Source organism: Escherichia sp. E14S1 (assembly GCF_004211995.1).
Classification (GTDB): domain Bacteria; phylum Pseudomonadota; class Gammaproteobacteria; order Enterobacterales; family Enterobacteriaceae; genus Escherichia.
Genome location: NZ_RHJQ01000005.1, coordinates 23,337 through 48,970 on the forward strand (window position 1 = coordinate 23,337; position 25,634 = coordinate 48,970).

Consider the following 25,634-nt stretch of genomic DNA (forward strand, 5'->3'; position numbering starts at 1 on the left):
TTTCTTCCGGGCGCTATCATGCCATACCACGGAAGGTTTTTCGCCATTCGGCGGGGCTGACGCCGAAGTGAGATTTAAAATGCTGACGCCAGGTCACAGGTGAGAGAAAACCCACCTCAGCCGCTATCCTCTCAACGGGCAACTGACTGGTTTCCAACAGTTCCTGGCTACGGCGTAAGCGTTCAGTGATGAGCCATTCGGCGATACTCGAACCGGTCGCTTTCATAAAATGACGGGTTAGCGTGCGGCGACTCATCATTACTCGCTGCGCCAGCGAGTCGAGATCATGCTGTTGCACAATGTTTTGCCGCAGGTAATCCAGCAGGAGGTTAATGCGTTCATCATGGGTATTTTTCGGCACCGGTTGCTCTATAAACTGCGCCTGACCGCCGGTGCGATATGGCGGTACGACCATCCGTCGGGCAATATGGTTAGCATAGTCGCTGCCCAAATGTTGCCGAACAATATACAAACAGCAATCCAGCGCCGCGGCAGTACCGGCAGAGGTAATAATACCGTCATCGTCTACATACAACGCGTTAATATCCAGATATGTTTGTGGAAAACGTGCCTGAAATTCACGCTCGAACTCCCAGTGCGTGGCAGCACGCTTATTGTTCAGTAAACCTGCATAGCCGAGCACAAACGTGCCCAGGCAAAGCCCGACAATCTGTGCGCCGTTATCCCGTGCGGTCGTTAAGGCTTCCAGCAGCTTTTGTGGCGGTTTTTGTGTAATTGTTCCCCAGTAAGGAATTATCACAATATCCGCCTGGATGACTGCGGTATAGTCATGGGTGGCGGTTACGGAAAACCCATCGGCAGAGTCCACGTTTCCCAGATTTTCAGCGCAGATAATTACGTGAAAGCGTTTTTTCTCCGCCATTTTTTCGCTAAACACGATAAACGGTACGGAAAGGTGAAAAGGGCTAAAACCGGCAACGGCGATAATGGCAACAGTTAGCGGGCGCATAACACTCTTTATCTCCGAATTAGAATGTCAACGTTTCACCATCTTCTGGTACGTTCACAAATTCGATAATTTGATTATCTCTGGCGTATTCCTTGAGCGCATCACGCGTCAGCAAACAGTGGTTTACGGCCTCCATATGTGTCGCGACAATTTGCGCTTCTGGCAGGGTAAAATGTGCTTTGAGAATATCTTCTGCTCCCATAATTATCGCGCCATGCCCCAGAACATGCGCAAATCCGGCATTCAACACAACCACTTCTGGTTGGAAAGTTAGCATTGTAGCCTCGACGTCGTCACGCCAGAGGGTATCGCCAGCCAGATAGAGCGTTTTCTCTGTCGGGTGCTGGAAAACAACGCCGCAGGCTGCGCCTAAACGCTTCGCCATAGCCGGGTCGGCATAGGTGCGATCGGAGCCGTGCTGCCCTGTCGTTTTATGCAGAGTTATATCACCAAATTTAGTCTCGTCGGTAAGTACGGTAAGATGCGTAAATCCTTGTTTATGCAGTGATTCAGCATCTTGCTCATTTTGCACATAAATCAGTTTATCTTTGGGGACGACGCGGGAGGCTGTTTCGTCCCAGTGATCTTCATGCAAATGAGTCACGATTAGGGCGTCAACGTTGAGTAACGTTGTTAAATCGCACGGTAATTCTACCGTTGGATTGCGGATTTCTGCGCGTGCAGTTCCGGCAAAACCCGGATAACTTCCTTTAGGCGCGAGTAACGGGTCGATAAGAAATGTTTTGCCAGCGTATTGGATAATTTGGGTGGCATTACGAATTTGAGTAATTTTCATGATTTGCTCCACATCACAGTATTGATGTCATTAGCGTAGCGTGCAGCCCGTACTGTGCATGTGGGCAAATGGGCGAATAACGATGAGAATGGGCCAAATTACACATTGACGTCGCTAGCGCAAATGCACGCCGCTTCGCCGTCCGGCCACCAGAATAGCCTGCGATTCCACCCCTTCTTCAATCTGTTTTGCTACCCGTTGCAGCGCCGGAAGATGTTTTTCTGCCGCCTGTTCAATGGTCATCGCACTGGCCATATACACCAGATTCAAACAGCCAATCACCCGTTGTTCACTGCGCAGCGGTACGGCAATGGAGGCGATCTTTTCTTCTTGATCCCAGCCGCGGTAGTTCTGCCCGTACCCCTCTTTGCGTGTGCGCGCCAGAATGGCTTCCAGCTTTAACGGTTCCCGTGCCAGTTGATAGTCATCACCGGGGCGGGCGGCTAACATTTCGATTAACGCCTGGCGTTCTTGTTCCGGGCAAAAGGCCAGCCAGGTCAGGCCCGAGGCGGTTTTCAGGAGCGGTAAACGCCGCCCGACCATTGCCCGGTGAAAGGATAATCGACTGAAACGGTGAGTGGTTTCGCGTACCACCATTGCATCAACATCCAGCGTGGAAACATCTGTCGGCCACACCACTTCGCGCAATAGATCGCCCAGCAGCGGGGCCGCCAGCGCAGAAATCCACTGTTCGTCACGAAACCCTTCGCTTAATTGCCGCACTTTGATGGTCAGACGAAAACTGTCATCGGAGGTACTGCGCCGGACATATCCCTCTTCCAGTAACGTCTCCAGCAGTCGCCGCACAGTGGTGCGATGCAGACCGCTGAGTTCCGCCAGCAGCCCGACGCTGGCACCGCCGTCAAGTTTATTTAACATATTTAATAACATTATACCGCGGGTTAATCCGCGCACGGTTTTGTATTCCGTCTGCTCATCGTTCTGCATATTAATTGACATTTCTATAGTTAAAACAACGTTGTGCACCTGGTGCACATCCGGGCATGTTTTGATTGTAGCCGAAAACACCCTTCCTATACTGAGCGAACAATAAAAAATCATTTACATGTTTTTAACAAAATAAGTTGCGCTGTACTGTGCGCGCAACGGCATTTTGTCCGAGTCGTGAGGTACTGAAATGGCAATACAACACCCTGACATCCAGCCTGCTGTTAACCATAGCGTTCAGGTGGCGATTGCTGGTGCCGGTCCGGTCGGGCTGATGATGGCGAACTATCTCGGCCAGATGGGCATTGACGTGCTGGTGGTGGAGAAACTCGATAAGTTGATCGACTACCCGCGTGCGATTGGTATTGATGACGAGGCGCTGCGCACCATGCAGTCGGTTGGCCTGGTCGATAATGTTCTGCCGCACACTACGCCGTGGCATGCGATGCGTTTTCTCACCCCAAAAGGCCGCTGTTTTGCTGATATTCAGCCAATGACCGATGAATTTGGCTGGCCGCGCCGTAACGCCTTTATTCAGCCGCAGGTCGATGCGGTGATGCTGGAAGGGTTGTCGCGTTTTCCGAATGTACGCTGCTTGTTTTCCCGCGAGCTGGAGGCCTTCAGCCAGCAAGATGACGAAGTGACCTTGCACCTGAAAACGGCAGAAGGGCAGCGGGAAACGGTCAAAGCCCAATGGCTGGTGGCCTGTGATGGTGGGGCAAGTTTTGTCCGTCGCACCCTGAATGTGCCGTTTGAAGGTAAAACCGCGCCAAATCAGTGGATTGTGGTAGATATCGCCAACGATCCGTTAAGTACGCCGCATATCTACTTGTGTTGCGATCCAGTGCGCCCGTATGTTTCTGCCGCGCTGCCTCATGCGGTTCGTCGCTTTGAATTTATGGTGATGCCGGGAGAAACCGAGGAACAGCTGCGTGAGCCGCAAAATATGCGCAAGCTGTTAAGCAAAGTGCTGCCTAATCCGGACAATGTTGAATTGATTCGCCAGCGTGTCTACACCCACAACGCGCGACTGGCGCAACGTTTTCGTATTGATCGCGTACTGCTGGCGGGCGATGCCGCGCACATCATGCCGGTGTGGCAGGGGCAGGGCTATAACAGCGGTATGCGCGACGCCTTTAACCTCGCCTGGAAGCTGGCGTTGGTTATCCAGGGGAAAGCCCGCGATGCGCTGCTCGATACCTATCAACAAGAACGTCGCGATCACGCCAAAGCGATGATTGACCTGTCCGTGACCGCGGGCAACGTGCTGGCTCCGCCGAAACGCTGGCAGGGTACGTTACGTGACGGCGTTTCCTGGCTACTGAATTATCTGCCGCCAGTAAAACGCTACTTCCTCGAAATGCGCTTCAAGCCGATGCCGCAATATTACGGCGGTGCGCTGGTGCGTGAGGGCGAAGCGAAGCACTCTCCGGTCGGCAAGATGTTTATTCAGCCGAAAGTCACGCTGGAAAACGGCGACGTGACGCTGCTCGATAACGCGATCGGCGCGAACTTCGCGGTAATTGGCTGGGGATGCAATCCACTGTGGGGAATGAGCAACGAGCAAATCCAGCAGTGGCGTGCGTTGGGCACACGCTTCATTCAGGTGGTGCCGGAAGTGCAAATTCATACCGCACAGGATAATCACGACGGCGTGCTACGCGTGGGCGATACGCAAGGTCGTCTGCGTAGCTGGTTTGCGCAACACAATGCTTCGCTGGTGGTGATGCGCCCGGATCGCTTTGTTGCCGCCATCGCCATTCCGCAAACCCAGGGCAAGGCCCTGAATAAACTGGCGTCGGTGATGACGCTGACCCGCCCTGATGCCGACGTTTCTGTCGAAAAGGTAGCCTGATATGCACGCTTATCTTCACTGTCTTTCCCACTCGCCGCTGGTGGGGTATGTCGACCCGGCGCAAGAGGTGCTCGATGAGGTCAATGGTGTGATTGCCAGCGCCCGCGAGCGTATTGCGGCTTTCTCCCCTGAACTGGTGGTGCTGTTTGCGCCAGATCACTACAACGGTTTTTTCTATGACGTGATGCCACCGTTCTGTTTAGGCGTTGGGGCGACGGCAATTGGTGATTTCGGCAGTGCGGCAGGAGAGCTGCCCGTGCCTGTGGAGCTGGCGGAGTCCTGTGCGCATGCCGTCATGAAGAGCGGGATCGATCTTGCCGTTTCTTACTGTATGCAGGTGGATCACGGTTTTGCCCAGCCGCTGGAGTTCCTGCTCGGTGGGCTGGATAAAGTGCCAGTTCTACCTGTGTTCATCAACGGTGTCGCCACGCCGTTGCCCGGTTTCCAGCGTACCCGCATGTTGGGTGAAGCCATTGGACGTTTCACCAGCACTCTCAATAAACGCGTGCTGTTCCTTGGGTCCGGTGGGCTTTCCCATCAGCCGCCGGTGCCCGAACTGGCGAAAGCCGATGCCCATATGCGCGACCGTTTGTTGGGGAGCGGGAAAGATTTACCCGCCAGTGAACGCGAATTGCGTCAGCAACGGGTGATTAGCGCCGCTGAGAAGTTTGTTGAGGATCAGAGAACTCTGCATCCGCTCAACCCGATTTGGGATAACCAGTTCATGACTTTGCTGGAGCAGGGACGCATACAGGAACTGGATGCCGTCAGTAACGAAGAGCTTTCCGCCATTGCCGGAAAGTCGACACATGAAATCAAAACCTGGGTCGCCGCTTTTGCCGCTATCTCTGCGTTTGGCAACTGGCGTAGCGAAGGGCGTTATTACCGCCCAATCCCGGAGTGGATTGCCGGATTTGGCTCGTTAAGCGCCAGAACAGAGAACTGAATATGCAGGAGAAGATGATGAGTTATCAGCCACAAACCGAAGCCGCCACCAGCCGTTTTCTGAATGTAGAAGAAGCGGGTAAAACGCTGCGCATCCATTTTAATGACTGTGGACAAGGCGACGAAACCGTTGTCCTGCTGCACGGTTCCGGCCCGGGTGCTACGGGCTGGGCGAACTTCAGCCGCAATATCGATCCGCTGGTAGAGGCGGGCTATCGAGTGATCCTGTTGGATTGTCCGGGCTGGGGTAAGAGCGATTCGATCGTTAATAGTGGTTCGCGATCGGATCTTAATGCACGAATCCTGAAAAGCGTGGTGGATCAACTGGATATCGCCAAAATCCACTTGCTGGGCAACTCGATGGGCGGCCACAGTTCTGTGGCGTTCACCCTTAACTGGCCGGAGCGCGTCGGCAAATTGGTGCTGATGGGCGGCGGTACGGGCGGAATGAGTTTGTTTACGCCAATGCCAACCGAAGGTATTAAGCGACTGAATCAGCTTTATCGCCAGCCTACTATCGAAAACCTGAAGCTGATGATGGATATCTTCGTTTTTGATACCAGCGATTTGACCGACGCCCTGTTTGAAGCGCGCCTGAATAATATGCTGTCGCGTCGCGATCACCTGGAAAACTTCGTTAAGAGCCTGGAAGCCAATCCGAAACAGTTCCCGGATTTTGGTCCACGCCTGGCGGAAATCAAAGCACAAACCCTGATTGTCTGGGGGCGCAACGACCGTTTTGTGCCGATGGATGCGGGTCTGCGTCTGCTTTCCGGCATTGCTGGTTCTGAACTGCATATCTTCCGCGACTGTGGTCATTGGGCGCAGTGGGAATATGCCGACGCTTTCAATCAACTGGTGCTGAATTTCCTCGCGCGCCCTTAAGGAATGGTCATGACGAAGCATACTCTTGAGCAACTGGCGGCGGATTTACGCCGCGCCGCAGAGCAGGGCGAAGCGATTGCGCCGCTGCGCGATCTGATTGGTATTGAAAACGCGAAAGCCGCCTACGCCATTCAGCGCATCAATGTGCAACATGACGTCGCTCAGGGACGGCGAGTGGTGGGGCGCAAAGTGGGACTGACGCATCCGAAAGTGCAACAACAACTGGGCGTTGATCAACCGGATTTTGGGACGTTATTTGCCGATATGTGTTATGGCGATAATGAAACCATTCCTTTTTCCCGCGTCTTGCAACCCCGCATTGAAGCGGAGATCGCACTGGTTTTGAACCGCGATTTGCCCGCGACCGATACCACGTTTAACGAACTGTATAACGCCATTGAATGGGTACTTCCGGCGCTGGAAGTGGTGGGTAGCCGCATTCGCGACTGGTCGATTCAGTTTGTCGATACCGTGGCAGATAACGCCTCCTGCGGGGTGTATGTCATCGGCGGTCCGGCGCAACGTCCGGCGGGGTTAGACCTGAAAAACTGCGCCATGAAGATGACGCGTAATAACGAAGAGGTTTCCAGCGGGCGCGGCAGCGAATGCCTGGGACATCCGCTTAACGCCGCCGTCTGGCTGGCACGCAAAATGGCCAGCCTGGGTCAACCGCTGCGCGCCGGAGATATCATTCTTACCGGGGCATTAGGTCCGATGGTGGCGGTGAATGCGGGCGATCGTTTTGAAGCCCATATTGAAGGCATAGGTTCAGTTGCTGCGACATTTTCAAGCGCAGCCCCAAAAGGAAGTCTGTCATGAGTAAGCGTAAAGTCGCCATTATCGGTTCTGGCAACATTGGCACCGATCTGATGATTAAAATTTTGCGTCACGGTCAGCATCTGGAGATGGCGGTGATGGTCGGCATTGATCCTCAGTCCGACGGTCTGGCGCGTGCCAGACGTATGGGGGTCGCCACTACCCATGAAGGGGTGATCGGACTGATGAACATGCCTGAATTTGCTGATATCGACATTGTATTTGATGCGACCAGCGCGGGCGCGCATGTGAAAAACGATGCCGCTTTGCGCGAAGCGAAACCGGATATTCGCTTAATTGACCTGACGCCTGCTGCCATCGGCCCTTACTGCGTGCCGGTGGTTAACCTCGAGGCGAACGTCGATCAACTGAACGTCAACATGGTCACCTGCGGCGGCCAGGCCACCATTCCAATGGTGGCGGCGGTTTCACGCGTGGCGCGTGTTCATTACGCCGAAATTATCGCTTCTATCGCCAGTAAATCTGCCGGACCTGGCACGCGTGCCAATATCGATGAATTTACGGAAACCACTTCGCGCGCCATTGAAGTGGTGGGCGGCGCGGCAAAAGGGAAGGCGATTATCGTGCTTAACCCAGCAGAGCCACCGTTGATGATGCGTGACACGGTGTATGTATTGAGCGACGAAGCTTCACAAGATGATATCGAAGCCTCAATCAATGAAATGGCTGAGGCGGTGCAGGCTTACGTACCGGGATATCGCCTGAAACAGCGCGTGCAGTTTGAAGTTATCCCGCAGGATAAACCGGTTAATTTGCCGGGCGTGGGGCAGTTCTCCGGGCTGAAAACGGCGGTCTGGCTGGAAGTCGAAGGCGCAGCGCATTATCTGCCTGCCTATGCGGGCAACCTCGACATTATGACTTCCAGTGCGCTGGCGACAGCGGAAAAAATGGCCCAGTCACTGGCGCGCAAGGCAGGAGAAGCGGCATGAACGGTAAAAAACTTTATATCTCGGACGTCACGTTGCGTGACGGTATGCACGCCATTCGTCATCAGTATTCGCTGGAAAATGTCCGCCAGATTGCCAAAGCACTGGATGATGCTCGCGTGGATTCGATTGAAGTGGCCCACGGCGACGGTTTGCAGGGTTCCAGCTTTAACTATGGTTTCGGCGCACATAGCGACCTTGAATGGATTGAAGCGGCGGCGGATGTGGTGAAGCACGCCAAAATCGCGACGTTGTTGCTGCCAGGAATCGGCACTATTCACGATCTGAAAAATGCCTGGCAGGCTGGCGCGCGGGTGGTTCGTGTGGCAACGCACTGTACCGAAGCTGATGTTTCCGCCCAGCATATTCAGTATGCCCGCGAGCTCGGTATGGACACCGTTGGTTTTCTGATGATGAGCCATATGACCACGCCGGAAAATCTCGCGAAGCAGGCAAAGCTGATGGAAGGCTACGGTGCGACCTGTATTTATGTGGTGGATTCTGGCGGTGCGATGAACATGAGCGATATCCGTGACCGTTTCCGCGCCCTGAAAGCAGTGCTGAAACCAGAAACGCAAACCGGCATGCACGCTCACCATAACCTGAGTCTTGGCGTGGCGAACTCTATCGCGGCGGTGGAAGAGGGCTGTGACCGAATCGATGCCAGTCTCGCGGGAATGGGGGCGGGCGCAGGTAACGCGCCGCTGGAAGTGTTTATTGCCGCCGCGGATAAACTGGGCTGGCAGCATGGGACCGATCTCTATGCGTTAATGGATGCCGCTGATGACCTGGTGCGTCCGTTGCAGGATCGTCCGGTACGAGTCGATCGCGAAACGCTGGCGCTGGGATACGCTGGTGTTTACTCCAGCTTCCTGCGTCACTGTGAAACGGCGGCGGCGCGTTATGGCTTAAGCGCGGTGGATATTCTCGTTGAGCTGGGCAAACGCCGGATGGTTGGCGGCCAGGAGGATATGATCGTCGACGTGGCGCTGGATCTGCGCAACAACAAATAATGATGACTGCCGAGAACGTGCATTTTGTATGCCCATCCCAGGCATGATAAGACGCGCCAGCGTCGCATCAGGCGTCTGCGCACGACTGCCGGATACGGCGTAAATGCCTTATCCGGCTTACATTTCGCCCGCAGGCCGTCATTAAATGGTTCTGATTACGCGGCTGGCAATGTATCAGCCGCGATTCACCTGTACTCACAACGAGGTTCATCTTATGTCGACTCGTCTCCCTTCATCATCTTCATCCCGCCTGATGCTGACCATCGGGCTTTGTTTTTTGGTCGCTCTGATGGAAGGACTGGATCTTCAGGCGGCTGGCATTGCGGCGGGTGGCATCGCCCAGGCTTTTGCACTCGATAAAATGCAAATGGGTTGGATATTCAGCGCCGGAATACTCGGTTTGCTACCCGGCGCGTTGGTTGGCGGAATGCTGGCGGACCGTTATGGTCGCAAGCGCATTTTGATTGGCTCAGTTGCGCTGTTTGGTTTGTTCTCACTGGCAACGGCGATTGCCTGGGATTTCCCCTCACTGGTCTTTGCACGGCTGATGACCGGTGTCGGGCTGGGGGCAGCGTTGCCGAATCTTATCGCCCTGACGTCTGAAGCCGCGGGTCCACGTTTTCGTGGGACGGCTGTGAGCCTGATGTATTGCGGTGTTCCCATTGGTGCGGCGCTGGCGGCGACGCTGGGTTTCGCGGGGGCAAACTTAGCCTGGCAAACGGTGTTTTGGGTAGGTGGTGTGGTGCCGTTGATTCTGGTGCCGCTATTAATGCGCTGGCTGCCGGAGTCGGCGGTTTTCGCTGGCGAAAAACAGGCTGCGCCACCACTGCGTGCGTTATTTGCGCCAGAAACGGCCACCGCGACGCTGCTGCTGTGGTTGTGTTATTTCTTCACTCTGCTGGTGGTCTACATGTTGATCAACTGGCTGCCGCTGCTTTTGGTGGAGCAAGGATTCCAGCCATCGCAGGCGGCAGGGGTGATGTTTGCACTGCAAATGGGGGCGGCGAGCGGGACGTTAATGTTGGGCGCATTGATGGATAAGCTGCGCCCAGTAACCATGTCGCTACTGATTTATAGCGGCATGTTAGCTTCGCTGCTGGCGCTGGGAACGGTGTCGTCATTTAACGGTATGTTGCTGGCGGGATTTGTCGCGGGGTTGTTTGCGACAGGTGGGCAAAGCGTTTTGTATGCCCTGGCACCGTTGTTTTACAGTTCGCAGATCCGCGCAACAGGTGTGGGAACAGCCGTGGCGGTAGGGCGTCTGGGGGCTATGAGCGGTCCGTTACTGGCCGGGAAAATGCTGGCATTAGGCACTGGCACGGTCGGCGTAATGGCCGCTTCTGCGCCGGGTATTCTTGTTGCTGGGTTGGCGGTGTTTATTTTGATGAGCCGGAGGTCACGAATGCAGCCGTGCGCCGATGCCTGACGCGCCTTATTAAGCAGGGGCGAAAGGGACTTGCCCTCAATACACCTACGGCGTTTACAGGTATACTCGCTAAAAATTATTCAGCGGGTTTGGAAACAAAGATGGCAAAACTTACCTTACAAGAGCAGTTGCTCAAAGCAGGATTAGTCACCAGCAAAAAAGCGGCGAAGGTCGAGAGAACGGCGAAAAAATCGCGCGTTCAGGCGCGTGAAGCTCGGGCGGCAGTAGAAGAAAATAAAAAGGCTCAGCTTGAGCGTGATAAACAGCTTAGCGAGCAACAAAAACAAGCGGCGTTGGCGAAAGAATATAAAGCCCAGGTGAAGCAGCTTATTGAAATGAACCGAATCACCATTGCCAATGGCGATATTGGTTTTAACTTCACTGACGGTAATCTGATTAAGAAAATCTTTGTCGATAAGCTCACGCAAGCGCAGTTGATTAATGGTCGTCTGGCGATTGCCCGCTTGTTGGCCGATAACAATAGCGAAGGTGAATACGCCATTATTCCCGCCAGCGTTGCCGATAAAATTGCTCAGCGCGATGCCAGCAGTATTGTGTTGCATAGTGCACTCAGCGCCGAAGAGCAGAATGAAGATGATCCGTATGCCGACTTCAAAGTGCCTGATGATTTGATGTGGTAAACATAGATAAGCCGTGCGCAGATGCCTGATGCGACGCTTTGCGCGTCTTATCAGGCCTACGGTTTATGGGCGAAATGTAGGCCGGATAAGGCGTTTGCGCCGCATCCGGCAGGCGTGCGCAGATGCTCAACGCATATTCAATTTATTGGCGTGGTACGCAATATGCTCGCCAATAAAACTGGAGACAAAATAATAGCTGTGGTCGTAACCTTCGTGATACCGGATTACCGCCTTGATATTCATCTCCTGACAGACCTTTTCAAGATTTTGAGTCCGCAGCTGTTCCACGTAAAAATCATCACTCAATCCCTGATCAACCATTATTTCTGCAACGTGTTGACCTTGTGAAATAAGGCTCACCGGATCGTAATCCAACCAGGTTTCTTTATTTTCACCAAGATACGCGGCAAAGGCTTGCTGGCCCCACGGTACTTGCGAAGGGGAAACAATGGGCGAAAACGCCGAGACGCTGACATACTCATCTGGGTTACGCAGCGCCAGTACCAGCGCGCCCAGCCCGCCCATAGAATGACCTGAGATAGACTTTCTGGCCGTTGCCGGAAAATGTTGCATCACTAAATCCGGCAGCTCGCTGCGGATATAGTCATACATTTTGTAATGCTCTTTCCACGGCGCTTGCGTCGCGTTCAGGTAAAACCCAGCACCTTGCCCGAGATCGTAACGGTCGGCATCTGCGACATGACTGCCTCGCGGACTGGTGTCCGGCACAACAACAATAATGTTGTGTTCAGCCGCGTAACGCTGCATTCCCGATTTGGTAATGAAATTCTGCTCGTTGCAGGTCAGGCCCGAAAGCCAGTAAAGCACCGGCAATTTTTCACTCGCAGCTTTTGGTGGGAGATAGACGCCGACATTCATTTCACAATTCAGTGATTGGGAATAATGCCGATACACATTTTGCCAGCCGCCAAAGCTGGCATGTTTTTCAATGAGTTCCATCAGCCATTATCTCATGGTTAATTCCCCGGACGGCTGCCCGGGGACGGTATTAAGAACCTCGTCTAAACTGGACGGGGTAAACCTGCGGGAAATCAGTAACGAATTACGGTTCGAATGGATTTGCCTTCATGCATCAGATCAAAGGCGTCATTAATTTCATCCAGGCTCATGGTATGCGTCACAAACGGTTCCAGATCGATATCACCTTTCATTGCATCTTCAACCATCCCCGGTAACTGGGAACGACCTTTCACGCCGCCAAACGCGGAACCTTTCCATACGCGACCGGTGACCAACTGGAATGGACGGGTGGAGATTTCCTGACCAGAACCTGCTACCCCGATGATCACCGACTGACCCCAGCCGCGGTGCGCACTTTCTAGCGCCGCACGCATCACATTGACGTTACCGATGCACTCGAAGGTATGGTCGATACCCCATTTGTTGATATCCAGCAGGACATCTTTAATCGGTTTGTCGTAGTCATTCGGGTTAATGCAGTCGGTGGCACCGAAGCGACGCGCCAGATCGAATTTCTTCGGGTTCGTATCAATAGCGATAATCCGTCCCGCCTTCGCCTGACGTGCGCCCTGAACCACTGCCAGACCAATCGCGCCAAGACCAAACACGGCAACAGAATCACCTGGCTGGACTTTAGCGGTGTTATGCACTGCGCCAATGCCGGTGGTTACGCCACAACCCAGCAGGCAGACGTGTTCATGGTTTGCTTCTGGATTAATTTTGGCCAGAGACACTTCCGCGACCACGGTGTATTCACTGAATGTAGAACAGCCCATGTAGTGATAAAGCGGCTGCCCGTTGTAAGAAAAACGGGTGGTGCCGTCTGGCATCAGGCCTTTGCCCTGGGTTTCGCGAACCGCGACACAGAGGTTGGTTTTGCCGGAACGACAGAACTCACACTCGCCGCACTCTGCGGTATAAAGCGGGATCACATGGTCGCCAGGTTTGACGCTGGTTACGCCTTCACCGACTTCAACCACAACGCCAGCCCCTTCGTGACCAAGAACGACCGGGAATACACCTTCCGGGTCATCGCCGGAGAGGGTAAATGCGTCGGTATGGCAAACGCCGGTATGGGTAACTTTGATCAGCACTTCACCTTTTTTCGGTGGTGCAACGTCAATTTCAACGATTTCCAGCGGTTTACCGGGAGCAAATGCAACGGCAGCACGTGATTTCATCTTTCGCTCTTCCTCAATATGGTAATAGATTCAGCTATTTAAGATAGGCTCGAACCAGTTCAATAGTGTCGTCAACGGATTGGCTGACTTCACGGCTGTAGCAGTCATTTCGGTCAAACGTTTCCCGGATATGGCTTTCAAGCACTTCTGCCATCAGCCCGTTAGCCGCGCCCCGAACGGCGGCTATCTGTTGGAGTATGGCACGGCATTCGGCATCACCCTCCAGCGACCGTTCCAGAGCATCAATCTGCCCCCGAATACGACGAACTCGAGTAAGGACCTTTTTCTTCTCTTCCGGAGTACTGGGCATTTCGCACCTCATCATCTGCACGCAATATACTATAGGGGGGTATGCTATGTGTCAATGCATACCCCCCTATAGTATATAACACTGGAGAATAAAATTTATCCGGTGAATGTGGGTGGAAAACGAAAAGGAAAATGTTTGGGCGCTAATCGGCAGGGAAGGCCGCCCTGGATAGCGGGCGGCAGAAGGAATCAAAATTTCCAGGTCAGATGAGCTGCGAGTTGCAAGCCGTCATAATCATCGGTTGGGGTGTCGTACCACACTTTACCTGCCGTCAGCCCCAAATTAAGTTGCTCTGTTAAAGGCTGAATACGCTGTAAACTGACGCTCTTCATACTGCCGTGTCGTGTCTCTGGCGACCAGTCATAAGTGTAAGCTCCGGTCCCGCGAGTTAGCCAAAGCTGGGTATAACCACCGCCGCGCGTATCGTTCAGGCGCAGGGAAATCATATTGCTGTAACTGCCGCCCGCATCGCTTGAGTCATAATGGGTATAGCGATAGCTGGTGATCACCGGGCCGGTATAAAGCGAAACGCCACCTTGCCAGGCATTAACGTCAACGTCATCGTAATATTTGGTGTAGCGATAACCGGTCGTGAACACCGTTTTTGGCAGCAGGGCTAGGTTAATATCCTGACGAAAATCCTGGCGGGCAAAGACCGGCGTATTATCTGCAAATGCAATACCCGTTCGGGTCGTCAGCCAGTTATTCCATTTATACCAGACAGCACCCTGGCCGCGTGTGGCATTGAAACTTTCAGTCTCGTAATCTCGACGTCCCTGGGAAAGATTGAAAAGCAGTGTTGCGTTTTCAACCTTTGCGATCAGTTCGGCATACGCTAAATTACGGTTACCGTGATCGCCAGAATAATCGGTAAAATCGTAGCCTGCGGTAATAGATGTTAACCCGGCATAAGCGGGCAATGCGCTAAAGACTGCTGCCGCTAATAACGTCCGTTTTATCATTTTAAGCTCCTGTACGGATAAGTTCTTGCCGGAGTGAGTAATTTCCGGTAGGTAAATTACGTTCTACAATAACGCGTGGACCAAGCTGTGTATTCGGAGAAATAATTCGCCCCGGTAAAATAATAACCTGCACACCAAGTCGTGAACGCCGACCAATATAACAACCTAATTTATCGCATCCGGTAGCGATAGTACCTTCCGCGGTGCGAACCGATACTGGCTGTTCATCCAGACGATGATTACTGGTACGCACCAGCGCGCCTAAATATGCCCCGCTTGCTACCACCGAGTCGGCAATAAAACATTGCGGACCAATCGTTGCTTCCTCTTCAATAACCGCATTTTTTATTTCTGTGGCAAAACCAATTTTTACACCATTGCTGATTACCGTGTTGGGGCGAATAAAAGCATAATTGCCAATCAGGCAATTTGCGCCAATCACTACCGGTCCTTGAATCACTGCACCGTGGCAAATACGGGTATTGGTGCCAATAATAACTTCGCCGGCACTCTCATCAATAATTACCTGGTCTGCAATCTGAATATTTTTCTCTTTAACATTAAGCTTCAGATAGCTTTTCAGTTCCTGCGACAGAAGAGTTGGAATAAGCGGTTGGCGCTTCCACCAGTGCGGAATAACGGGTGGGTTTGTCGCGCTGAGGTTCGCGTCCAGTAAAAAAGGCAATAAGTCCATAAATAATCCAGATGGCATAAGCTAATAATACATACACAACGGAAAAAGGCGCTAAAGGCACCAATAACCAGCAACGATGAAACCAGGCGCTAAAAGCACCAATAACACAAACTACGCCGACCCAGATAAGCGGAAACATTGCCAATATTACGCCATGTGGCCCGGTGGCGATGAATTCATTAAACCAGGTAGTGAGATAAATCCCAACGCCATAAAGCACAACCAGCAGCATGGGGAAAATACTGAATATGCCAAAGCGGCTAAATAAAAGTTTTTTATGTAGGCGCATACATACCGCGTAGCCCACAATCCAGCGTCGCCATTCATCAAGCGGACTATTGCATTCCTGCGGATAAACGATGCAGCGATTCGCTTGACGAACACGGTAGCCATTAGCCACCAACGTCCAGGTAAGGTCGAGATCTTCGACTTTGGTACGATCAGAGAAACCAAATTTACGCAGCACATCGGTGCGAAACATCCCGCAGGCTCCGCTGACAATAAACGGCGCACCGCCCAATAGTTGTTGTAGCGTGCGCTTCATAACAATCATTGGCAACTTCACCGTCGCGCGGATGTGCGGCAACAGGCCAGCGCCTTTTAACGCGGTGGAGGGAATGCCGCCTACGGCGTCAGCGCCGCGCTCAATTTCCGCCAACATATAGCCCATGCCGTTTTTATCGGGCGGGACGTAAGTATCAGCATCGCTTAAAAAAACCAGGTCGCAGGTGGCGTAGTTGAGGCCATTCATTAGCGCACCGCCTTTACCGGTATTTTTTTGCGTGACGGCAACAAAGCGGTCGCCCCATTTACGTTTTACTTCTGCCATGACTGCTTCGGTATTATCAGTGGAGCCGTCGTTAACGCAAATTACCCGGCAAAAATAAGGGTTGCGTAGCAGATTTTCCAGCGACTGTGCCAGACAAGGGCCTTCGTTATAGGCAGGAATAATTGCGTCAATACAGCCTTTTTTTTGGCTGGGCTTACGCCTTAACGTACTCAGGAACCATAGTAATATTGCTACGGCCATACATATAAAGATCCAGGTTTTCATGCAATCTGCTCAAAGAATCATTTTATGAATAACAAAGCCTTCACCCAGGTCGCTATTGACCTGTTGTCCGCGAAATTGTGCGACAGCACGCAAACGTTCCGGGCGCATATAATCACGCAGACTCTGACTTTTATGTTTTTGTAACGCGTTTAGTTTTATAGAAAAATATTTCTCTTCCACGGATTCAAAAACCTGGGGCATAAATGAAAGCCAGGTACTTGGCGTTTCGTAGCCGAGAATTTGAGGAATTGCCCGACAGGCCACCATTGACGCCTGATAAACGGCCAGATGATCCTGATGGCGGTCGGCATCATGCATGGTATAGACACGAATGATTTCAACATCAGACGGAATTTGAGACTTAATGATATTTTCCAGGGCGGTAATCATATCATTGAGATGTAAATGAGCACGGGTATCAGCAAAATTAAGATGAATAGTCTGCTGGCATCCTAATATCTTTAGGGCTTCGCGTGACTCTGCGTGGCGATCGATTATTCCATCTGTGCCAGAATTGCCGGTAGTCATAACTACGGCAGCAATATAAATCCCTTTTTGCGCAAGACGAGCGAGCGATGCGCCGCAGCCTAATTCTATATCGTCAGGGTGTGCGCCAATAGCAAGAATACCTTTCTTTTTATTTTTTGAAGAAAGGAGAACAGAATTTAAAACCTTATCCACTTAATGACACTCCATTTTTAATTATTATACTACAAGCGCAGCGATACGCGCAGAGACGTAATCTCTGGCGCAAACAGACGTTAAAATTTATACGTAGTGAAAGTTGCTAATAACTTAGTGCCAGGATGCTATGAGGGCCTGAAAATCGACAGGGCAAAGTTTTTTTTACGTAGTTCATATGTTAGTTTTTTGTGTGTTTGCTATGTATAGTTATTTTCTTTTGCGCATTGTATTTAGATGTGAATTAGTTTGTCAATTAATTGCATTTAAAAAATATGTTCAATGAACGGATATTGTTTATATACATGTTGTGAATGTAATATGCGGTGGGTGAAAAACAATACAGTAGTATATTTAATGCGAATATAATAACTTTGTCATATATTTTGGTTTTAATAAAAATCAGAAGATAGTAAATCTCGTAATCTGACTTTTTATGCATCAATAAAATGCAGTACAGCAATTTCCCCGAGTTGTGGGATGATGCTAATTGCATAATTAACCTTTCCTTTGCTGTTTTTTTGCTAAGAATAAAATTATCTGTACCATAACGACTAATTCTTTTATCAAATGTCTTTGTCCGCGAATACTGCTCCCATAACAAGACAGGGGAGCAGACAATCATGGCAATTTCATCGCGTAACACACTTCTTGCCGCACTGGCATTCATCGCTTTTCAGGCGCAGGCGGTGAACGTCACCGTGGCCTATCAAACCTCCGCCGAACCGGCGAAAGTCGCACAGGCTGATAACACCTTTGCCAAAGAGAGCGGGGCGACGGTGGACTGGCGTAAGTTTGACAGCGGGGCCAGCATCGTGCGGGCCTTGGCCTCGGGCGATGTGCAAATCGGTAATCTTGGTTCCAGCCCATTGGCGGTAGCTGCCAGCCAACAAGTGCCGATTGAAGTCTTCTTGCTGGCGTCAAAACTGGGCAACTCAGAGGCGTTGGTGGTAAAGAAAACCATCAGCAAACCGGAAGACTTGATTGGTAAACGTATCGCCGTGCCGTTTATCTCCACTACACATTACAGCCTGCTGGCGGCGCTGAAACACTGGGGCATTAAACCTGGGCAAGTGGAGATAGTGAACCTGCAGCCGCCCGCGATTATCGCCGCCTGGCAACGAGGAGATATCGATGGCGCTTATGTCTGGGCGCCTGCGGTTAACGCCCTGGAAAAAGACGGCAAGGTGCTGACCGATTCTGAACAGGTCGGGCAGTGGGGCGCGCCGACGCTGGACGTCTGGGTAGTGCGGAAAGATTTTGCCGAGAAACATCCAGAGGTAGTGAAAGCGTTCGCCAAAAGCGCCATCAATGCTCAGCAACCGTATATTGCTAACCCTGACGCCTGGCTGAAACAGTCGGAAAACATCAGCAAACTGGCGCGTTTAAGCGGCGTGCCGGAAGGCGATGTGCCGGGGCTAGTGAAGGGAAACACCTATCTGACGCCGCAGCAGCAAACGGCAGAACTGACCGGACCGGTGAACAAAGCGATCATCGACACTGCCCAGTTTTTGAAAGATCAGGGCAAAGTCCCCGCCGTGGCAAATGATTACAGCCAGTACGTTACCTCTCGCTTCGTGCAATAAAAGGAGGCGCAGATGCTGCAAATCTCTCATCTTTACGCCGATTATGGCGGTAAACCAGCACTGGAAGATATCAACCTGATGCTGGAAAGCCGCGAGCTGCTGGTTGTGCTGGGACCGTCCGGCTGCGGCAAAACCACGTTGCTGAATTTAATTGCTGGTTTTGTGCCTTATCAGCACGGCAGCATTCAACTGGCGGGCAAACACATTCAGGGACCGGGAGCAGAACGCGGCGTGGTTTTTCAGAATGAAGGATTGCTACCGTGGCGCAATGTGCAGGATAACGTGGCGTTCGGTCTGCAACTGGCGGGGATGGAGAAAATGCAGCGTCTGGAAATTGCTCTCCAGATGCTGAAAAAAGTAGGTCTGGAAGGCGCAGAAAAACGCTTCATCTGGCAGCTTTCTGGAGGCCAGCGTCAGCGAGTGGGGATTGCCCGCGCGCTGGCGGCAAATCCCCAACTGTTATTACTCGACGAACCGTTTGGTGCGCTGGACGCCTTTACCCGCGACCAGATGCAAACCTTGTTGCTGAAACTCTGGCAGGAGACGGGCAAGCAGGTATTGTTGATTACTCACGATATAGAGGAAGCGGTGTTTATGGCGACCGAGCTGGTTCTGCTTTCGCCAGGGCCAGGGCGTGTGCTGGAGCGTCTTCCGCTCGACTTCGCTCGCCGTTTTGTTGCGGGAGAATCGAGTCGCAGCATCAAGTCCGATCCGCAGTTTATTGCCATTCGCGAATATGTTTTAAGCCGCGTATTTGAGCAACGGGAGGCGTTCTCATGAGTGTGCTCATTAACGAAAAACTGCATTCGAGTCGGTTGAAATGGCGCTGGCCGCTCTCACGGCAAGTGACCTTAAGCATTGGTACGTTAGCGGTTTTACTCACCATATGGTGGACGGTGGCGACGCTGCAACTGATTAGCCCGCTGTTTTTGCCGCCGCCGCAACAGGTACTGGAAAAACTGCTCACCATTGCCGGACCGCAAGGCTTTATGGACGCCACGCTGTGGCAGCATCTGGCTGCCAGCCTGACGCGTATTATGCTGGCGCTATTTGCAGCGGTGTTGATCGGTATTCCGGTCGGGATCGCGATGGGACTTAGCCCTACGGTACGCGGCATTCTGGATCCGGTAATCGAGCTTTATCGTCCGGTGCCGCCGCTGGCCTATTTGCCGCTGATGGTGATCTGGTTTGGTATTGGCGAGACGTCGAAGATCTTATTGATCTATTTAGCGATTTTTGCACCGGTGGCGATGTCGGCGCTGGCGGGGGTGAAAAGCGCGCAGCAGGTTCGCATTCGTGCCGCGCAGTCGCTGGGGGCCAGCCGTATACAGGTGCTGTGGTTTGTCATTTTGCCTGGCGCGCTGCCGGAAATCCTCACCGGATTACGCATTGGTCTGGGTGTGGGCTGGTCTACGTTGGTGGCGGCGGAGTTGATTGCCGCAACGCGAGGCTTAGGTTTTATGGTCCAGTCAGCAGGTGAATTCCTCGCGACTGACGTGGTGCTGGCGGGGATCGCGGTGATTGCGATTATCGCCTTTCTTTTAGAACTGGGTCTGCGTGCGTTACAACGCCGCCTGACGCCCTGGCATGGAGAAGTACAATGAGTGAACGTCTGAGCATTACCCCGCTGGGGCCGTATATTGGCGCACAAATTTCGGGTGCCGACCTGACGCGCCCGTTAAGCGATAATCAGTTTGAACAGCTTTACCATGCGGTGCTGCGTCATCAGGTGGTTTTTCTGCGTGAACAGGCGATAACGCCACTGCAGCAACGTGCGCTGGCCCAGCGTTTTGGCGAACTGCATATTCATCCTGTTTATCCTCATGCCGAAGGGGTTGACGAGATCATCGTACTGGACACCCATAACGATAATCCGCCGGATAACGACAACTGGCACACCGATGTGACATTTATTGAGACGCCGCCAGCAGGGGCGATTCTCGCAGCGAAAGAGTTGCCATCGACCGGTGGCGATACGCTCTGGACCAGCGGTATTGCGGCCTATGAGGCGCTTTCTGTTCCTTTCCGCCAGCTTTTGAGCGGGCTGCGCGCGGAGCATGATTTCCGTAAATCGTTCCCGGAATACAAGTACCGCAAAACTGAAGAGGAACATCAACGTTGGCGCGAGGCGGCTGCGAAAAATCCGCCGTTGTTACATCCAGTGGTGCGTACTCATCCGGTGAGCGGCAAACAGGCACTGTTTGTTAATGAAGGATTTACCACGCGAATTGTTGATGTCAGCGAGAAAGAGAGCGAAGCCTTGTTAGGCTTTTTGTTTGCCCATATCACCAAACCGGAGTTTCAGGTGCGTTGGCGCTGGCAACCGAATGATATTGCGATTTGGGATAATCGCGTGACTCAGCATTATGCGAATGCCGATTATTTGCCGCAGCGGCGTATTATGCATCGCGCGACGATTCTCGGGGATAAACCGTTTTATCGGGCGGGGTGAAGGGGAAATGCCGGGTTGGGATAACCCGGCATAATGATCATTAACGCAGAATCTTCTTCTCAGCCAGATCCAGCGCAAAGTAGCTGAAAATCAGATCCGCACCCGCACGCTTAATCGAACCTAAGCTTTCGAGCACCACTTTCTCTTCATCTATAGCACCTGCCAGCGCGGCGAATTTAATCATCGCGTACTCGCCGCTCACCTGATACGCGCCAATCGGCAATTCAGTACGTTCACGCAGCTCACGCACGATGTCGAGGTACGCGCCAGCTGGTTTAACCATCAGGCAGTCTGCGCCCTGGGCTTCATCCAGCAGTGACTCACGAATCGCCTCACGACGGTTCATTGGGTTCATCTGATAGCTTTTGCGATCGCCTTTTAATGCGCTTCCGGCCGCTTCACGGAACGGACCATAAAAGGAGGAGGCGAACTTGGTCGAATACGACATGATCGCGGTGTCGGTAAAGCCCGCAGCGTCCAGCGCCTGGCGAATCGCTTGCACCTGACCGTCCATTGCAGCGGAAGGGGCGATGAAGTCAGCACCGGCAGCAGCTGCAACCACCGCTTGTTTGCCTAAATTCACCAGAGTTGCGTCGTTGTCGACACCGTGATCGCACAATACGCCGCAGTGTCCGTGAGAAGTGTATTCACAGAAGCAGGTGTCTGACATGACGATCATTTCAGGCACGGTCTGCTTGCAGATGCGCGACATACGCGCCACCAGACCATCTTCCCGCCAGGCATCACTGCCGGTTTCATCAGTATGGTGAGAGATGCCGAAAGTCATCACCGAACGAATACCGGCGTTGGCGATGCGTTCGATTTCACGCGCCAGATGTTTCTCTGGAATGCGCATTACGCCGGGCATGGCTTCAACGGCTTTGTAGTCGTCAATTTCTTCTTCAACAAAGATCGGCAACACCAGGTCGTTAAGGCTAAGTGTTGTCTCTTCAAACATAGCGCGCAGCGCAGGAGATTTGCGCAGGCGACGAGGGCGTTGGATTAAATCTGTCATGGTCTGCCTGATTTTTGTGGAATTAAGGTGCACAGTATACCTGATGCTGGGCGGGAGTGTTTTACGAAAGTTGTCGCGATGTTGATAAGAAGAGAACGAAAGAGAGGTCAGGACATCTTTGTAATAGAAATAGCAATGATTTTATATTCACTGCAAATATTTTTAATTTTTATTTATAATCCTCAATTATTGTTTTTGTTGATTTGGTTGAGCTGTCAAAAATTGAATGGATTAAAGTTCATTGTTTATTGATAAATTATTTATCTGGTTTGTTGGTTTGATATTTTTAGAAGCTATAATTCAAAATTAACGCTTTCATTAACGTGTTGAAAAACTGTGTTTTTGTCAGTTTTTTCTTTGCGTGGGTAGATGTTTTTTATATATGTCCACAATCGGACTTAGGGGAAAGAATAATTGAACCATTCCTCTATAACGCCGCATAATCGTAAACGCGAAACATAAGATGTTTTCTATGCATTGATAATTGATGGATCAACTTATTACGTCCCTGAGGAGGGATGACAAATGCACTCCTGGAAAAAGAAACTTGTAGTATCACAATTAGCATTGGCTTGCACTCTGGCTATCACCTCTCAGGCTAATGCAGCGACCAACGATATTTCTGGTCAAACTTACAATACTTTTCATCACTACAACGACACCACTTATGCTGATGACGTTTACTATGATGGTTATGTAGGCTGGAACAACTATGCCGCTGATAGCTATTACAACGGCGATATCTACCCGGTCATTAATAACGCTACCGTTAACGGCGTAATTTCTACCTACTATCTGGACGACGGTATTTCTACTAATACCAACGCCAATAGTCTGACAATCAAAAACAGCACTATTCACGGTATGATTTATTCCGAGTGCATGACAACTGATTGTGCTGATCGTGCGGATGATTACTACCATGACCGTCTGGCGCTGACCGTTGATAACTCAACGATCGACGACAACTACGAACACTATACATATAACGGCACCTACAATAATGCCGCTGATACTCATGTTGTAAACGTATTTAACATTGGCACGGCTATCACTCTGGATCAGGAAGTTGATCTGTCCATCTCTAATAACTCTCACGTAGCAGGTATTACGCTGACTCAGGGTTATGAGTGGGAAGATATCGACGACAACACTGTCAGCACTGGTGTAAACAGCAGCGAAGTATTTAATAATACCATCACTGTTAAAGATTCTACCGTGACCTCTGGTTCATGGACTGATGAAGGTACTACTGGTTGGTTTGGTAATACCGGTAATGCCAGTGATTACAATGGTAATGGCTGGAATGCTGATGATATCGCATTAGCCGTTATTGCACATCCTGATGCTGATAACGCTATGCAGACCACTGCAACATTCGATAATTCCACACTGATGGGTGATGTATTCTTCTCAAGTAACTTTGATGAGAACTTCTTCCCACATGGTCGTGATAGCTATCGTGATGCTGACGGTGATGTAGATACTAACGGTTGGGATGGTACCGATCGCTTGGATCTGACCCTGAACAATGGTAGCAAGTGGGTTGGTGCGGCAATGTCTGCACATCAGGTTGGTGTTGATATTGATGGCGATGGTGTAAATGAATCTTATACCTATGATATCAATACCGAAGCCACTGCCACTCTGATCGACATCGCAGCTAACAGCCTGTGGCCTTTATCAACAGTGGGCGTGGAAAACAGCGACTCTGCATACAGCGAATTTGATCACATCATCGGTAACGAAGTTTACCAGAGCGGTCTGTTCAATGTGACCTTGAACACCGGTTCACAGTGGGATACCACCAAAACTTCTCTGATCGACACTCTGAGCATCAACAGTGGTTCAACTGTTAATGTTGCTGATTCAATGCTGATTTCTGACTCTATCTCTCTGACAGGTCTTTCTGCGCTGAACATCAACGAAGATGGTCACGTTGCAACTGATTCACTGACTATCGACAACAGTACCGTAACCATCTCTGATGAAGTTTCTGCTGGTTGGGCTGTAGGTGATGCAGCTCTGTATGCGAACAATATCAAAGTGACTAACGACGGTATTCTGGATGTAGGTAACACCGCGGCGAATGCTCTTCAGGTTGATACTCTGAACCTGACCAGCACCACTGATACCAGTGGTAACATTCACGCTGGTGTATTCAACATCGAAAGCAACCGCTTCGTACTTGATGCAGACCTGACCAACGACCGTACCAACGACACTACCAAGTCAAACTACGGTTATGGCTTAATCGCAATGAACTCTGATGGTCACCTGACTATTAACGGTAACGGCGATAACGATAACACTGCTTCTATCGAAGCTGGTCAGAACGAAGTTGATAACAATGGTGACCATGTTGCAGCTGCAACCGGTAACTACAAAGTTCGTATCGACAACGCTACTGGTGCTGGTTCTATCGCTGACTACAACGGCAACGAGCTGATCTACGTTAACGACAAAAACAGCGACGCTACCTTCTCTGCTGCTAACAAAGCTGACCTGGGTGCATACACCTACGAAGCTCGTCAGGAAGGTAACACCGTTGTTCTGCATCAGACCGAGCTGACTGACTACGCTAACATGGCGCTGAGCATCCCGTCTGCAAATACCAATATCTGGAACCTGGAACAAGACACCGTTGGTACTCGTTTGACCAACTCTCGTCATGGTCTGGCTGATAACGGCGGCGCATGGGTAAGCTACTTCGGTGGTAACTTCAACGGCAACAACGGTACCATTGACTACGATCAGGATGTTAACGGCATCATGGTCGGTGTTGATACCAAAATTGATGGTAACAACGCTAAGTGGATCGTCGGTGCGGCTGCAGGCTTCGGTAAAGGCGACATGAATGACCGTTCTGGTCAGGTGGATCAAGACAGCCAGTCTGCCTACATCTACTCTTCTGCTCGCTTCGCGAACAATATCTTTGTTGATGGTAGCTTGAGCTACTCTCACTTCAACAACGATCTGTCTGCAACCATGAGCAACGGTACTTACGTTGACGGTAGCACCAACTCTGACGCGTGGGGCTTCGGTTTGAAAGCCGGTTACGACTTCAAACTGGGTGATGCTGGTTACGTAACTCCTTACGGCAGCATTTCTGGTCTGTTCCAGTCTGGTGATGACTACCAGCTGAGCAACGACATGAAAGTTGACGGTCAGTCTTACGACAGCATGCGTTATGAACTGGGTGTAGATGCAGGTTATACCTTCACTTACAGCGAAGACCAGGCTCTGACTCCGTACTTCAAACTGGCTTACGTCTACGACGACTCTAACAACGATAACGATGTGAACGGCGATTCCATCGATAACGGTACTGAAGGGTCTGCGGTACGTGTTGGTCTGGGGGCTCAGTTCAGCTTCACCAAGAACTTCAGCGCCTATACCGATGCTAACTACCTCGGTGGTGGTGACGTAGATCAAGATTGGTCCGCGAACGTGGGTGTTAAATATACCTGGTAATA

24 protein-coding genes are annotated in these 25,634 nt (G+C 51.4%); 13 read left to right on the forward strand and 11 right to left on the reverse strand.

Annotation, left to right across the window (positions count from 1 at the left end; genetic code table 11):
* Positions 1–16: 16 nt before the first annotated feature.
* The 3 genes from D9734_RS06185 to D9734_RS06195 all read right to left on the reverse strand — a co-directional run bounded on the left by D9734_RS06185 (position 17) and on the right by D9734_RS06195 (position 2,714).
* Positions 17–970 carry a GlxA family transcriptional regulator gene (locus D9734_RS06185; RefSeq protein WP_130206135.1) on the reverse strand — a complete coding sequence of 318 codons (954 nt, stop codon included), beginning with the start codon at positions 968–970 and terminating at the stop codon, positions 17–19.
* 19 nt (positions 971–989) lie between these two features.
* Positions 990–1,766: an MBL fold metallo-hydrolase gene (locus tag D9734_RS06190; protein WP_130206137.1), complete on the reverse strand. Its 777-nt coding sequence runs from the start codon at positions 1,764–1,766 to the stop codon at positions 990–992.
* A 114-nt stretch (positions 1,767–1,880) separates the two neighbouring features.
* Positions 1,881–2,714 (reverse strand): DNA-binding transcriptional regulator, encoded by an 834-nt coding sequence (locus tag D9734_RS06195; RefSeq protein ID WP_240780531.1) that lies wholly within the window; start codon positions 2,712–2,714, stop codon positions 1,881–1,883.
* Between the two features lie 190 nt (positions 2,715–2,904).
* Between D9734_RS06195 and D9734_RS06200 the strand changes: the two genes are divergently transcribed.
* The 8 genes from D9734_RS06200 (at position 2,905) to D9734_RS06235 (ending at position 11,242) form a co-directional block, all read left to right on the forward strand.
* Positions 2,905–4,569 carry a bifunctional 3-(3-hydroxy-phenyl)propionate/3-hydroxycinnamic acid hydroxylase gene (locus D9734_RS06200; protein WP_130206141.1) on the forward strand — a complete coding sequence of 555 codons (1,665 nt, stop codon included), beginning with the start codon at positions 2,905–2,907 and terminating at the stop codon, positions 4,567–4,569.
* 1 nt (position 4,570) lies between these two features.
* Entirely contained in the window at positions 4,571–5,515 is a 945-nt protein-coding gene (gene mhpB / locus D9734_RS06205; protein ID WP_130206143.1) for a 2,3-dihydroxyphenylpropionate/2,3-dihydroxicinnamic acid 1,2-dioxygenase, read from the forward strand.
* A gap of 17 nt (positions 5,516–5,532) precedes the next feature.
* A complete protein-coding gene (gene mhpC, locus D9734_RS06210) occupies positions 5,533–6,399 on the forward strand; it encodes a 2-hydroxy-6-oxonona-2,4-dienedioate hydrolase (RefSeq protein ID WP_001570752.1) in 867 nt (288 codons plus the stop codon).
* 9 nt (positions 6,400–6,408) lie between these two features.
* Positions 6,409–7,218, forward strand: coding sequence for a 2-keto-4-pentenoate hydratase (mhpD, locus tag D9734_RS06215; RefSeq protein ID WP_130206145.1), 810 nt, complete (start codon positions 6,409–6,411; stop codon positions 7,216–7,218).
* On the forward strand, positions 7,215–8,165 hold the full coding sequence (mhpF, locus tag D9734_RS06220; protein ID WP_000044314.1) for an acetaldehyde dehydrogenase: 951 nt from the start codon (positions 7,215–7,217) through the stop codon (positions 8,163–8,165). The genes mhpD and mhpF overlap by 4 nt, the downstream gene beginning before the upstream one ends.
* On the forward strand, positions 8,162–9,175 hold the full coding sequence (gene mhpE / locus D9734_RS06225; protein ID WP_001013507.1) for a 4-hydroxy-2-oxovalerate aldolase: 1,014 nt from the start codon (positions 8,162–8,164) through the stop codon (positions 9,173–9,175). The genes mhpF and mhpE overlap by 4 nt, the downstream gene beginning before the upstream one ends.
* Before the next feature lie 214 nt (positions 9,176–9,389).
* Positions 9,390–10,601: a 3-(3-hydroxy-phenyl)propionate transporter MhpT gene (gene mhpT, locus D9734_RS06230; RefSeq protein ID WP_130206147.1), complete on the forward strand. Its 1,212-nt coding sequence runs from the start codon at positions 9,390–9,392 to the stop codon at positions 10,599–10,601.
* Between the two features lie 101 nt (positions 10,602–10,702).
* Entirely contained in the window at positions 10,703–11,242 is a 540-nt protein-coding gene (locus D9734_RS06235; protein ID WP_130206149.1) for a DUF2058 domain-containing protein, read from the forward strand.
* 126 nt (positions 11,243–11,368) lie between these two features.
* Here D9734_RS06235 and fghA read toward each other — a convergent pair whose 3' ends face one another.
* The 7 genes from fghA to D9734_RS06270 form a co-directional block, all read right to left on the reverse strand.
* Positions 11,369–12,202, reverse strand: a complete 834-nt coding sequence (fghA, locus tag D9734_RS06240; RefSeq protein WP_130206151.1) for an S-formylglutathione hydrolase — start codon at positions 12,200–12,202, stop codon at positions 11,369–11,371.
* Positions 12,203–12,294: 92 nt separating this feature from the next.
* Entirely contained in the window at positions 12,295–13,404 is a 1,110-nt protein-coding gene (gene frmA / locus D9734_RS06245) for an S-(hydroxymethyl)glutathione dehydrogenase (protein WP_000842102.1), read from the reverse strand.
* Positions 13,405–13,438: 34 nt separating this feature from the next.
* Complete coding sequence (gene frmR, locus D9734_RS06250; protein WP_001141271.1) at positions 13,439–13,714, reverse strand: formaldehyde-responsive transcriptional repressor FrmR; 276 nt, start codon at positions 13,712–13,714, stop codon at positions 13,439–13,441.
* Between the two features lie 188 nt (positions 13,715–13,902).
* A complete protein-coding gene (locus D9734_RS06255) occupies positions 13,903–14,676 on the reverse strand; it encodes a YaiO family outer membrane beta-barrel protein (RefSeq protein ID WP_130206153.1) in 774 nt (257 codons plus the stop codon).
* A gap of 1 nt (position 14,677) precedes the next feature.
* A complete protein-coding gene (locus D9734_RS06260) occupies positions 14,678–15,271 on the reverse strand; it encodes an acetyltransferase (RefSeq protein ID WP_240780536.1) in 594 nt (197 codons plus the stop codon).
* Positions 15,237–16,424: a glycosyltransferase family 2 protein gene (locus tag D9734_RS06265; RefSeq protein ID WP_130206155.1), complete on the reverse strand. Its 1,188-nt coding sequence runs from the start codon at positions 16,422–16,424 to the stop codon at positions 15,237–15,239. Before D9734_RS06265 ends, D9734_RS06260 begins: the two co-directional genes overlap by 35 nt.
* A gap of 9 nt (positions 16,425–16,433) precedes the next feature.
* Entirely contained in the window at positions 16,434–17,105 is a 672-nt protein-coding gene (locus D9734_RS06270; protein WP_130206157.1) for a PIG-L deacetylase family protein, read from the reverse strand.
* A gap of 623 nt (positions 17,106–17,728) precedes the next feature.
* Between D9734_RS06270 and tauA the strand changes: the two genes are divergently transcribed.
* Genes tauA through tauD form a run of 4 tightly spaced genes read left to right on the forward strand, consistent with a single transcriptional unit; the run spans position 17,729 to position 21,143 of the window.
* Complete coding sequence (gene tauA, locus D9734_RS06275; RefSeq protein WP_130206159.1) at positions 17,729–18,691, forward strand: taurine ABC transporter substrate-binding protein; 963 nt, start codon at positions 17,729–17,731, stop codon at positions 18,689–18,691.
* Between the two features lie 12 nt (positions 18,692–18,703).
* The gene (gene tauB, locus D9734_RS06280) at positions 18,704–19,471 is read left to right on the forward strand and encodes a taurine ABC transporter ATP-binding subunit (RefSeq protein ID WP_130206161.1); all 768 of its coding nucleotides are present in this window, start codon (positions 18,704–18,706) and stop codon (positions 19,469–19,471) included.
* Positions 19,468–20,295: a taurine ABC transporter permease TauC gene (gene tauC, locus D9734_RS06285; protein ID WP_130206163.1), complete on the forward strand. Its 828-nt coding sequence runs from the start codon at positions 19,468–19,470 to the stop codon at positions 20,293–20,295. Before tauB ends, tauC begins: the two co-directional genes overlap by 4 nt.
* Positions 20,292–21,143 carry a taurine dioxygenase gene (tauD, locus tag D9734_RS06290; RefSeq protein WP_130206165.1) on the forward strand — a complete coding sequence of 284 codons (852 nt, stop codon included), beginning with the start codon at positions 20,292–20,294 and terminating at the stop codon, positions 21,141–21,143. The genes tauC and tauD overlap by 4 nt, the downstream gene beginning before the upstream one ends.
* Positions 21,144–21,183: 40 nt before the next feature.
* On the opposite strand, the gene hemB is transcribed toward tauD, so the two are convergent.
* Positions 21,184–22,158: a porphobilinogen synthase gene (gene hemB, locus D9734_RS06295; protein ID WP_130206167.1), complete on the reverse strand. Its 975-nt coding sequence runs from the start codon at positions 22,156–22,158 to the stop codon at positions 21,184–21,186.
* A gap of 525 nt (positions 22,159–22,683) precedes the next feature.
* On the opposite strand from hemB, the gene ehaB reads away from it, so the two are divergent.
* Positions 22,684–25,632 carry an autotransporter adhesin EhaB gene (ehaB, locus tag D9734_RS06300; RefSeq protein ID WP_130206169.1) on the forward strand — a complete coding sequence of 983 codons (2,949 nt, stop codon included), beginning with the start codon at positions 22,684–22,686 and terminating at the stop codon, positions 25,630–25,632.
* Positions 25,633–25,634: the final 2 nt, after the last annotated feature.